General features: G+C 74.7%; 12 protein-coding genes. 5 read left to right on the forward strand and 7 right to left on the reverse strand.

Annotated features, from left to right (window positions below; translation table 11 throughout):
• Positions 1-214: 214 nt before the first annotated feature.
• The 3 genes from J0910_RS13855 (at position 215) to J0910_RS13865 (ending at position 3034) form a co-directional block, all read left to right on the forward strand.
• Positions 215-1270, forward strand: coding sequence for a methyltransferase (locus tag J0910_RS13855; RefSeq protein ID WP_420158917.1), 1056 nt, complete (start codon positions 215-217; stop codon positions 1268-1270).
• Between the two features lie 212 nt (positions 1271-1482).
• Positions 1483-2184: a GPP34 family phosphoprotein gene (locus tag J0910_RS13860; protein WP_420158918.1), complete on the forward strand. Its 702-nt coding sequence runs from the start codon at positions 1483-1485 to the stop codon at positions 2182-2184.
• 118 nt (positions 2185-2302) lie between these two features.
• Positions 2303-3034 (forward strand): CPBP family intramembrane glutamic endopeptidase, encoded by a 732-nt coding sequence (locus J0910_RS13865; protein ID WP_420158919.1) that lies wholly within the window; start codon positions 2303-2305, stop codon positions 3032-3034.
• Between the two features lie 95 nt (positions 3035-3129).
• On the opposite strand, the gene J0910_RS13870 is transcribed toward J0910_RS13865, so the two are convergent.
• From J0910_RS13870 to J0910_RS13880, 3 genes are all read right to left on the reverse strand, one after another.
• Positions 3130-3702 carry a rhodanese-like domain-containing protein gene (locus tag J0910_RS13870; protein WP_420158920.1) on the reverse strand — a complete coding sequence of 191 codons (573 nt, stop codon included), beginning with the start codon at positions 3700-3702 and terminating at the stop codon, positions 3130-3132.
• A gap of 102 nt (positions 3703-3804) precedes the next feature.
• Positions 3805-5181, reverse strand: coding sequence for an MBL fold metallo-hydrolase (locus J0910_RS13875; protein WP_420158921.1), 1377 nt, complete (start codon positions 5179-5181; stop codon positions 3805-3807).
• A 155-nt stretch (positions 5182-5336) separates the two neighbouring features.
• On the reverse strand, positions 5337-5606 hold the full coding sequence (locus J0910_RS13880) for a metal-sensitive transcriptional regulator (RefSeq protein WP_026120423.1): 270 nt from the start codon (positions 5604-5606) through the stop codon (positions 5337-5339).
• A gap of 188 nt (positions 5607-5794) precedes the next feature.
• Here J0910_RS13880 and J0910_RS13885 point away from each other — a divergent pair, with 188 nt between their 5' ends.
• On the forward strand, positions 5795-6037 hold the full coding sequence (locus tag J0910_RS13885; RefSeq protein ID WP_017593901.1) for a hypothetical protein: 243 nt from the start codon (positions 5795-5797) through the stop codon (positions 6035-6037).
• Entirely contained in the window at positions 6034-6981 is a 948-nt protein-coding gene (locus J0910_RS13890; protein ID WP_420158922.1) for an SRPBCC family protein, read from the forward strand. Before J0910_RS13885 ends, J0910_RS13890 begins: the two co-directional genes overlap by 4 nt.
• A 266-nt stretch (positions 6982-7247) precedes the next feature.
• On the opposite strand, the gene J0910_RS13895 is transcribed toward J0910_RS13890, so the two are convergent.
• The 4 genes from J0910_RS13895 to J0910_RS13910 all read right to left on the reverse strand — a co-directional run bounded on the left by J0910_RS13895 (position 7248) and on the right by J0910_RS13910 (position 10190).
• A complete protein-coding gene (locus J0910_RS13895; RefSeq protein WP_420158923.1) occupies positions 7248-8135 on the reverse strand; it encodes a siderophore-interacting protein in 888 nt (295 codons plus the stop codon).
• Positions 8136-8179: 44 nt separating this feature from the next.
• Positions 8180-9007, reverse strand: coding sequence for an ABC transporter substrate-binding protein (locus J0910_RS13900; RefSeq protein WP_420158924.1), 828 nt, complete (start codon positions 9005-9007; stop codon positions 8180-8182).
• Between the two features lie 516 nt (positions 9008-9523).
• The gene (locus J0910_RS13905; RefSeq protein WP_420158925.1) at positions 9524-9769 is read right to left on the reverse strand and encodes a hypothetical protein; all 246 of its coding nucleotides are present in this window, start codon (positions 9767-9769) and stop codon (positions 9524-9526) included.
• Positions 9770-9977: 208 nt separating this feature from the next.
• On the reverse strand, positions 9978-10190 hold the full coding sequence (locus J0910_RS13910) for an MbtH family protein (RefSeq protein ID WP_420158926.1): 213 nt from the start codon (positions 10188-10190) through the stop codon (positions 9978-9980).
• Between the last annotated feature and the right edge of the window lie 860 nt (positions 10191-11050).

Here is an 11050-nt window from a genome sequence, read left to right on the forward strand (position 1 = left end):
GTCCTCCGCACCGGGCACTCTGATGCTGTGGGCGCGGCCGCCGGAACCGGTCCGCGCGGCGGCCCGGTCCGGTCGGCCGCCAGGAGGCGGGGCACCGGTCCGGCCGAGGACGGGGAGGAGCGGGCCCCGGCCCGCGGGCGGACGGAGGAACCGGCCGCGGCGCGGGCGCCGAGCGGGCCCACCGATGTCGCCGACCATGGGAAGCGAGGCACCCGTGAACCGAAACCCCCCTGAGCAGAGCCGCCCCGGCGGACCCGGCGCCGAGGATCCGCGCGACGGCCTGATGCGGCTCCTGGTGGGGCCGTGGCTGTTCGGCGCGGTGGGCGCCGCGGTCCGGCTGGGCGTGCCCGACCTGCTCGCCGAGGGGCCGCGCACCGCCCGGGAGCTGGCCGCGAAGGTGCAGGCCGACGCGGAGTCGCTCCACCGCCTGCTCCGGGTCCTGGCCGCGGCCGGCGTGCTGGAGGAGGACGGCCGCGGCGCCCCGGGCGCCTTCGCCCTGACCGGGCAGGGCGCACTGCTCCGCCGCGACGCCCCCGGCTCGCTGCGGCCGCTGGTGCTGCTCTACTCCGAGCGCTACTTCGCCGACGCCTGGGAGCGGCTGGCCGAGGCGGTGCGCACCGGCGACCAGGCCTTCGAACTGGCCCACGGGACGGGCGTCTTCGACTACCTGGCCGCCCGCCCGGAGGAGGCGGCCCGCTACACCGAGGGCATCGCGGCGGGCAGCGCCTTCCTGAGCGAGGTCTCCGGCGCCTTCGCCTTCCCGGACAAGGCCCGGGTGGTCGACGTCGGCGGCGGCGACGGCGGCCTGCTGGCCTCGGTGCTGCGCGCCCACCCGGCGGCCACCGGCGTCCTGCTGGAACTCCCGGCGGCCGCCGCCGAAGCACGCGAGGCCCTGTCCGACCTGGTCGGGCAGGGCCGCTGCGAGGTGGCGGTCGGCGACTTCACCGAGGCCGTCCCGGAGCGCGGCGACGCCTACCTGCTCTGCCGGGTGCTGCACAACTGGGACGACGAGGCCTGCCGGGCGCTGCTGTCCCGGTGCGCGCGGGCGATGGCCGGCGGCGGGGCGGTGCTCATCCTGGAGCGGGTGCTGCCCGACCACGGCCACCCGCCGCTCTCGCTCGCCTTCGACCTGCACATGATGGTGATGACCGGGGGGCGGGAGCGCACCCTGGCCGAGTACCGGCGGCTGCTGGCCGCCGCCGGACTGCGCCTGGAAGAGGCGCGCGGGCTGGCCTCCGAGATGTCGCTGCTGGTCGCGCGGGCCGGGTAGCGCGCCGGCCCGGAGCAGGCGGGCGCCGGCCGGCGGCGGGGCGCGCGAAAGCGGGGCGCCCGGGGCCGGCGCCCCGCGCGGATTCCGTCCAGGGCGCCCCGCCTCGCCGCCGCGGGTGACGCCGCGTCATGGGCCCCCTCGCGGAAACGTCATGGGCGGGCGGTGACACGGCCGCACTGCCGGGCGTGCGTGTCAGGGGCTGGAATGGGGGCATGCCCGCTGCACCGGTCGTCGACCCGCCGCCCCGGCCCCGAGAGGGCGGCGCCGAGGAGAGCGACATGGCCCTGACCCTGCCGGAACGGCTCTACCTGCTCAGCTACGACCTCGACCGGAACCGGCTGGACCCGGTCAGCGCCGCCTGCCGCGACCACCTGCTGACCGCCGCCGCGCTGGCCGAGCTGATCATCGGCGGGCGGCTGCACGACCGGGACGGCAGGGCGGTGGGCGGCGGCGCCGGAGCACCGGACGACCCGTTCCTGGCCGAAGTGCTGGCCGGGGTGGTCCGGGACCGCCCGCTCCGCTGGGTCGGCGCCGTCATGAGCCGGATGGCCGAGGCCGAGCGGGCCGTGCGCGGACGGCTCGCCGAGGACGGGGCGATCACGGTCGAGCGCGGCCGGGTCCTGGGGGTGTTCCGCACCACCGAGGTGGCCCCGCGCGACCCCGGGCGGCTCCGCCGGATGCGCGAGCGGACCCGCCGGGCGGTGCTGGCGGAGCACGGCGGGGCGGCCGTCCCCGTCGAGGACGCGGTCCTGGCCGTGCTCGCGGTCGAAGGCGACGTCTGGACCCTGATCGCCCCGAAGGAGCGCAGGGAGCACCGGAAGGCGCTCCGGGCGCTCCGGGACCGGTTCGACGCGGAGTTCCCCGGCCTCCGCAGGGCGGTCCGCATGGCCGTCGCGCACAGCAGGTCCGCCTAGCCGGGCCGCCGGGGCCGGCGCCTTCGCCGCGGCGCCGCCGCGGAGCGCGCGACCGGTCCGGCCGCGCCCGGCGGCACCCGATGAGACCGACCGATACGGATGAGGCAAGGAGTCCGCCATGTCGACCGCCCGCCCCGACCACTCGCAGCGGCCGGCCCCCGCCGGGGCCGGCACGCCCCCGCGCCCCGGCTGGCCCGAGATCGCCGTCGGCCTGCTCGCCCTGGTGGCCGCGACGGCCGCACTGCTGCTCTTCGGGCCGATGGGGATGGACCTCGACCCGGTGCCCTACGGGCTGGTCGTCGCGGCCTGGTCCGGGGTGGCCGGCCTGGCCGGCTTCGCCGCGGCCGCGCTGCTGCGCATCCGCTCGCTCGCCGCCTTCAGCGTGCGCCGCACCACCTGGCGCTGGATGCTCATCGGCGTCCTCGGCGGGCTGGTCGCCCTGTTCGCCAAGGGGATCCTGACCTACGCCGTCACGATCCTGACCGGCCTCGAGTCCGACCCCCAGGGCATGTACTACGACGCGGCCGGCGGCGGTGTGCTGCCGCTGATCCTGACCATGCTGTTCCTGTCCGTGCTCACCCCCATCGGCGAGGAGTTCCTCTTCCGCGGGGTCGTCGCCAACGCCCTGCTCCGCTACGGGCCCGTCATCGGCGTGCTGTCCAGCTCGGTGGTCTTCGCCCTCTTCCACGGCATCAACATCATCCTGCCCGCGGCGGTCGTGGTGGGCGCCATCGCCGCCGAGCTGATGCGCCGCAGCGGGTCGATCTGGCCCGCGGTGGCGGTCCACGTCGTCAACAACCTGGCCCTGCCGCTGCTGGTGCTGGCCACCGGCTACACCGGGCCCGCCTGACCCGCCGGAGCGCACGCCGGAGGCGGCCCCGGGCACCGGCCCGGGGCCGCGGCGCGCCCGCCGGAGCGCCTGCGGCGGCCGGCCAGGCGCGCGGCTCAGGCGCGCGGCGCGACGCGCGCCAGGGAGCCCTCGATGTCGAGGACGCCGCGCGGCCGGTTGTAGGGCAGCTTCGCCAGCGCCATGCCCATCGCGCAGGTGTCGGTGATCGCGGCGAAGGTCAGCCCGGCGCCGATGAACCCGGCGACCCACACCGCGGGCGGCCACCACACCGAGGCCAGCACCGAGGCCAGCACGATGCCCCCGGCGACCAGGCGGACCTGCCGCTCCAGGGCCCAGGTGCGGCGGCCCTCGACCACCGGGCCGCCCGCGGCCCGCCAGGCGTTCATCCCGCCGGTGAGCACGGCGGTGTCCGCCGCGCCCGCCCCGGCCAGCTTCTCCTGGAACCGGAGGGCGCGGGCGCCGGACTGGCAGACGATGACCAGGCGGCCCCCGGTGCGGGAGGCGATGCGCTCCAGGTGCGCGTCGACCGCTTGCAGGGGGAGGTTGACGGCGCCGGGGATGCGCGCGCTCTCGTACTCGGCCGGGGTTCGCACGTCCACCAGCAGGGTGTCGGGGTCGGTCTCGGTCAGGGTGCGCACGGCGTGCACGTCGACGGAGGTGTGGGACACGGTCAGGGCTCCTGTGGAATCGGGTTGCGGGGAGGGGGATACGGGGGGGAGTACCCGCGGGACGGGGGTCGACCCGTCCCGCGGGCGCGGAGGGGGAGGGGGTCAGGCGGCGGTCAGCCGGTAGGCGCCGTATCCGCCGACCAGGTCGGACACGTTCTCCCGGCCCAGGGAGCGCAGGTAGCTGGCGGCCACGCTGGACCGGTAGCCGCCGGCGCAGTGCACCACCACGGGGCGGTCGGCGGGGATCTCACCGGCCCGGGAGGGCAGGGCCGCCAGCGGGATGTGCACCGCCCCGGGGACGGTGCCCTCCCGGTCGCGCTCGGCGGCGCCGCGCACGTCCACCACCACCGGCCGCTCCGGGCCGGCCAGCGACGCGCGCAGCTCCTCGGCCCCGACCCTGGGCGCCCGCTCGACCAGGTCGGCCATCCCGGCCAGCGACGCCTCGGGGCGGGCCAGGTGGCCGGCGATGCGGTCCAGCCCCACCCGGGCCAGGCGCATCGCGGTCTCGCGCTCGCTCCCCTCGGCGGCCACGATCAGGATCTCCCGGTCGGGCTCCACCACCATGCCGGAGGTCTCGGCGAACCGGCCCTCGGTGCCGATGTTGACCGAGCCGCGCAGGTGGCCGGCGGAGAAGGCGAGCTGGTCGCGGGAGTCGACCACGACGGCGCCCGCGGCGCGCCGGGCCAGGAACTCCTCCGGCTCCAGTGGGCGGGCCAGCGCATCGATGTCGACGGGCTCGCGGGCCTCGCGGTTGCGCCCGGCGTCGTGGGCGAAGTAGGCGGGGACGGCCTCCTGGCCCTCGGTGACCAGCTCGGTGAAGGTCTCCACGTCCATCGGCTGTACCGCGTAGTTGCTCAGGCGCTGCTCGCCGATGGTGGACCACTTCTCGGTGGACAGGTTCTTGCCGCAGGCCGATCCGGCGCCGTGGCCGGGGAAGAGCCGGGTGGCGTCGGGCAGGCCCATGAGCCGGTTGTGCACCGAGTCGTAGAGCATGGGGGCGAGCCGCTCGGGGGAGTGGCCGAAGGAGGCGGCCAGGTCGGGCCGGCCCACGTCGCCGATGAACAGCGCGTCGCCGGTGAGCACGCCGTAGGGGGCGGCGTCGCCGGGGCGCTCGTGGACCACGATGCTGATCGACTCGGGGGTGTGCCCCGGGGTGTGCATGACCTCCAGGACCACCTCTCCCAGGGAGATGCGCTCGCCGTCGGCCAGCGGGCGGAACGGGAAGCGGGCCTCGGCCCTGTCCCCGTAGCCGATCCAGGCGCCGGTGCGCCGGGCGATCTCGAAGTGGCCGGAGATGAAGTCGGCGTGCAGATGGGTGTTGATGACGCCCTCGACGGTGAAGCCGCGCTCGGCCGCGTCGTCGAGGTACTCCTGCACGTCGATGCGGGGGTCGACGACCACCGCCCTGCCGGTGGTCTCGTCGGCGACCATGTAGGAGGCCTGGGACAGGCAGTCCAGGTAGTACTGGGCGAGGTACACGTCGTCCGCCTTTCTCGTCGCTGGGCCGGCGGAGGGTCCGCCGGCCGTCCGGATACTCCGGGGAGTATCGACCGGATACAGGGGGGAGTATCCGGAGGATACACCGGGGGGTACCCGGTGGATGGACCTCCCCGCAGCCGCCTGCGGGGGAGGGGTCAGGCCAGGGCCAGGAAGAGCTTCTCCAGCTCGGCCTCGGTCAGCGGCGGCTCCTCGCCGCGCTCGCGTGCGGAGTTGCAGTGCCGCATCCCACTGGCCACGATCTTGAACCCGGCCCGGTCCAGCGCCCGGGAGACCGCGGCGAGCTGCTGCAGGACCTGGGCGCAGTCCTCGCCCTCCTCGATCATCGAGATCACTCCGGAGAGCTGCCCCTGCGCCCGCTTCAGCCGGTTGAGGGCGTCCCCGACGAGCTCGGGGGTCATCTGCATCTTCATCACCTCACTCGGCACCAACATACCCCCTCCAGTATCCATTCCCGACCGGACGGTGAGAGGCGCGACACAGAGGGCGGCGCGCCCCTCCCGCCCCTCCCCTCTCCATGTTTCCCGATCCGCCCCGGAGCGAGAGGGAGCAACCCGGGTTGACACTCCGAGTGTGCGCAACCTAGGTTGACACCATGGACGCGGTACAGCTGGCGGCCACCGCCTCGGACACCTCCGCTCCCGTCGAAGGGCTGCGCGCGGTCTCCTCACTGCGCACGCTGGTCGACACCCTGGAACTGCTCCAGGTCGAACAGGCCCTGCGGGCGGGGGAATCGTGGTCCTCCATCGCCGCCGCGCTGGGAGTGACCCGCCAGGCCGTGCACAAGAAGTACGGGAAACGACTCCGACACATCGGCACGACCGAGAAAGGCCAATGATGCCCGGACCCTCCGCGAAACCCGCCTTCGGCAACGGATTCGACCGCACCCTCATCCAGGGGGCGGCGAGCCGCGAGGCGATGCGCACCGGCCGGACCGAGGTCGGGTTCGAGCACATGCTGCTCGGCGTGCTCATGAACGGCGGCCCGGCGGCACGCCTGATGATGGACGCCGGGGTGGGGCTGGCCGAGGCGCGCTCGGCGATCGACGCGCTCCTCAAGGAGGACCTCGCCCTGCTGGGGATCGAGGCGCCGCTGCCCGCCCCCTCCGACCCGCCCGGAGGCGAGGGGCCCCAGCTGCTCCCGCTCACCCCGCGCCTGCGCGAACTCGAAGAGGACTGCCCCTCGGCCGGAGGCGACCGCGCCCTGCTCGCCGCGCTGATCGACGACGAGGGCGGCAGGGCGCGGCGGCTGCTGGACCGGGTGGGGGCCGACCCCGACCGGATCCGCGCCGCCCTCGACGCGGCGGCCCCGGCACCGCCCGGGAAGGAGGGCGGCGCGCCCGGCGGGGAGGCCCGCGGTCCCGAAGGGGGCGAGCGCATCGCCTGCGAACTGGAGGTGCCCGTGCCCGCCGAGCACCTGTGGGCCCTGGTCGCCGACCCGGACCGGCGCGGCGAGTGGGAGCTGCCGGCGGCCGCGTCGTCGCGCCGGCTCGACGGCGGCGCCGTGGAGCTGACCGACGACGAAGGGGCAGCGGTCCGGGAGCGGATCGTGCACAGCGTCCCCGGCCGCGAGGTCACCTGGGCCCGGGAGGACGAGGGCGTCCCCACCCCCCGCACGCTCCGCGTCACCGTCGAGCCCCTCGGCGGCCGCGCCCGGCTGCGGCTGGAGATGCGCTGGGAGACCGCCGTGCGCAACCGGCTCGCCAACCGCTTCGTGCGCTGGATCAACCGGAAGGGCCTGCACGTCCGCGCCCAGGCCATCGCCCAGGCCGCCGCCGCATAGCGCACCGCCCCGGCGCGCACCGACGCACCGACGGCGCGGCGCGGCGGCCGCCGCCGCCGGCCGGACCGCGGCGCCCGCACCGGCGGCGTGCACGCCGCGCAGCGGCAGGCCGGCGGTCCCGCCGCCGACACCGGAACGCTCCCCCCCCGGAAGGCACACGCCGCCCGCGCGGCACCGGCGACGGCCGGACCGGCCCTGGGCCCGCCGGGGCCGCCCGTGGCCCGGCGGTGTCCCGGCGGGGCGGGGGCGCGGCCCTCCGCCGCCGGTCAGACCAGGTCCACCGACGGCTCGATGTCCTCGATCACGTGGTTGTCGGTGTAGCCGAAGGCCTCGTAGGCGGCCCGCAGCTCCTCGGGGACGGCCGCCAGGTCGGCGGCGTCGAGGTCCTTGCCGCGGGTCCAGTAGCCGGAGAAGCGGGCGTGCTCCCGGGGCACGCCGAGGTCGCGGCGGATGTACCGGCGCAGCGCCTTGACCAAGCCGGTCTCGCCCGCCGCCCACACCCGGGTGCCGGGCACCCTCCACGGGGCCGCGCGCACCGCCTCCAGCAGGGCGCGGGTGCGCTCCTCGACACTGCCCGGGTCGGCGGGGGTGATCCAGTGCGCCCGAACGCGGGCGGGCGAGACCACCTTCTGCGCCTCGCCGGGGCCGCTGAGGGCCACGTAGGCGTGGGCGGTGGCGCCGGCCGGCAGCGCGCGGGCGGTCTCCGCGAGCGCGGGCAGCGCGGCGTGGTCGGCGATGAGCACGAACTCGCCGGCCCCGGGGTCGGCGGCGTGCCCGTAGGCGGGACCCGCGATCGTGACCCGGTCGCCGGGCCGGGCGAGGACGCCCCAAGCGGCGCCGGGGCCCTGTGCGTGCAGCAGGACGTCGAGGAACGCGGTGTCGCCGGCCAGGTCGCGCAGCGTGTACACGCGGGTGACCAGGCCGGCCGCGGCCAGCCGTTCGTGCAGGGGCGCGCTGCGGTCGTCGGGGTCCAGCTCCGCCGAGCGGCCCTGCGCGGTGAGCGCGACCTTGACGGCGTCGCCGGGGAGGTGGACGTCGGCGAAGGCGCGCAGCCCCGCCCCGGTCACCGTGATCCGGCGCATCAGCGGTGTGAGGGTCTCGACGCGGCCGACCTCGACGGTCGCGGCCAGGCCGCCGATCTGCCGGGTGGTCATGGCCGTCCGTCCTCTGCTCGGTGGGGTGGCGGGGGAGCCGGCGTTCACGAGGAGGCCTCCAGCGCCTCGAGGGTGGGGTCGATGGCCTCCAGCACGTAGGGCACGTTGAGCACGCTGGGGGAGATGAGCGCGTTGGAGGCGGCCAGGTCGAGCTCCTGGGCCGTGCCCCGCTCGACGGCCGAGAGGTCGTCCCACCCGGGCAGCTCCTCGACCGCGGTGCCGTCCTGGCTGACGTAGAAGACCGCGTCGGCGTCCAGGTCCTCCAGCAGCTCGGGCGAGACCACCGCCATGTTCTCCTCGCCCTCGAGCCGTTCGGGAAGGGTGAACCCGAGTCCTCCCAGCAGCGCCATGGTCGGGCCCTCGGGGTCGGTGACCGGGCGGTAGCCGTCGGCGGTGACCCCGGCGTAGACCGCGGTGGCGCCGTCGGCGGCGGGGCGGCGCTCGGCGGTTCCGGCGATGGCCTCCTCGGTATCGGCGATCGCCTGCTCCGCCTTCTCCTCGGCGCCCAGCAGCGTCCCGATCGCCCGGGTGGTGTCCTGCCAGGGGTCGCTGTCGGAGGTCGGGCCGAGCGAGACGTAGGTCGGCGCGATGCCGGAGAGCCGCTCGTAGGCCTCCTCGTCGGGCACCTGGTACTGGCTGGCGAGGATGAGGTCGGGTTCGAGCGCGGCGATGGACTCGATGCCGATCGGCTCATAGGCGTTGCCCAGGTCGGTCACGGTGCCGCCCTCCAGGTCGATCTCCCCCTCCAGCCAGGGGAACAGGGTGCCGTCCCCGGAGAAGTCGGCGATACCGACGACATCGGCGTCCAGCGCCGCGGCCGTGTCGGTGTAGGAGGCGAGCAGCGAGACCACGCGCTCGGGCGCATCGGGCACGGAGACCTTCCCGAAGTGGGTGTCCACGGAGGCGGGGAAGCCCGCGGACGGTGCGCCGCCGCCCTCCTCCTCCCGGGGCGACGCGCAGGCGGTGAGCGCCAGTACGCCGCTGAGGGCCAGGGCGGGGGCATGAGCCGGGGCGGTGCGAGCACGGTCGGATTCTCCTCGGCGTGGGCGGTTCGGGCCAAGCGCGGCCGGAGCTGAGGGGAGCGCCGCCAGAGCGGCCGAGACGCGGTCGTGTATACCCACCCCCTCCCGACTGGTGACTTAGGTCAGCCTTCCCTAATTTGTTGCGGCAAGTCTCGAATGAAGGATGAGAGAAGTCAACAGTGCTCTTGGGGAGACCCGGGTCACGGACGGGGCCGCCTCCGGATCGGCGGAGGACCGAGCGAGGCCTCGATCGCCGTTTCCGTCCGGACCTCCGTTCTCCCTCTGGCGAAGCGGACCGGTGATTCCGGCCTTCCCGGGACCGGGAGAGGGCGTCGCCGGGAGGGTGAAGAGCTCGAGCGCCCCTCTTCAGAAGAGGGAAAGGGCCTCTTCGATGCAAGAGGCTCCGGCGAGGGCGCCGAACAGGATCAGGCCTCCCCCGAGGAGGTAGCGCAGCCCGAAGTACTCCGCCCTTCCGTGTGCTCTTCCCTCTTCGCCGCCGTTTCCTCTGGTCGTGGCGGAGACGAATGCGTCGAAGGCGAACAGGAGGACGCCTCCCAGGGCGATGCAGAGAACGGCGACCACCGAGGCGTAGAGGACTTCTCCCAACGGCATGCCGCTCCAAGCGCGCAGGGGGCCAGTTCGAAAAGGGGCCGGTCGGGGCGTACGGGATCCCGGTGTGCGGAGGCGGGGAGCCGAGCTCCGCCGCCTCCGGGTTCGCCGCACGAGGTGCGAGCGCTCGGGGCGTACCGGGCGATCCGGGAACGCGGGAATCCTCTCGGCACCGGTCCCGGCCCGGGGCCCCTCCGTATCCCGGCGCCGCTCAGCCCTCGGCCATGGCCTCCACCAGGGAGCGGGGGCGCAGGTCGGTCCAGTGCTCGTCGATGTAGCGGAGGCAGGACTCGCGGGTCTCCTCACCGTGGACGGTGGTCCAGCCCTGGGGGACGTCGGCGAAGGCCGGCCAGAGGGAGTGCTGGCCCTCGTCGTTCACCAGAACGAGAAAACGGCCCTCGGGGTCCTCGAACGGATTGGCCATGGGAATTCCCTGTCCTTTCGGCGGTACTCGAATCGCCGCCATCGGATCCGGGCGCGCCGAATTCACGGCGGGCGCATCCGGAACGGTGCGCGGCATGACGAGAGCGTACGGCGGCGCCATTGCGAAGGCGCGGCGGGGTACGGAATTTCGGTCGGTGAATGATCGGCGCCGAGGCGGTCAGGGGCGCCGGGAGAACGTGCGAAGCGGCGTGGCGGGGGCCTTTCGGCCCGGTATCACCAGGGGGGATTTCCGGGTTCGCGGCGAGCGCTCGGGAAGGGTGACAGGCCGACGGACATGATGACGCCACCTCCTGCTTCGAGCCGGCGGGAACGGGTGCGGGAGGGCCGTTCTGCGGACGCCGGACGGTGATCAGCATGCCACACCGCTACCGGGAGTCAACATGTTTTCGCGCCGCCGCGGGGTCCGGCCACTCCCCTTCGGAACTGCGGTGATGCGGAAGAGTTCCTGGTCGTCGGCTTCGGTCGGAAAAATCGCCGAAGCCGCTCTGACCTGCGAGTATGAGGATCTTCGAGGATGGGTCCCAGTGTGAGGGAAAGTCGGGTTTTCTCATTTTTCAGGGGCCCTGGTCCGACCACTTTTCCCGGCGCCCGGCTCGACCTGCTGAAACAGCGGATGATCCGGTCGCGCTTGCCTTGGCGGTGATCGTTGCCTATCTTGTTCCGGCAGTGCAGTTGATCATCACGAAACCGGGGGAATGTGGAGCATGGGTTCGACGTAATGCGAGCGCCGCCTCGAACGCCCTTCGGCGCCTCCCCGCGGCCACCGCGAATCGCTGCCTCCATCGAGTGATTCAATAATCAACTTTTCATTCTCTTTGCTGTTTTATCGCCCGCTCGTCC

This window comes from Nocardiopsis oceanisediminis (genome assembly GCF_048595525.1).
Taxonomy (GTDB): domain Bacteria; phylum Actinomycetota; class Actinomycetes; order Streptosporangiales; family Streptosporangiaceae; genus Nocardiopsis_A; species Nocardiopsis_A oceanisediminis.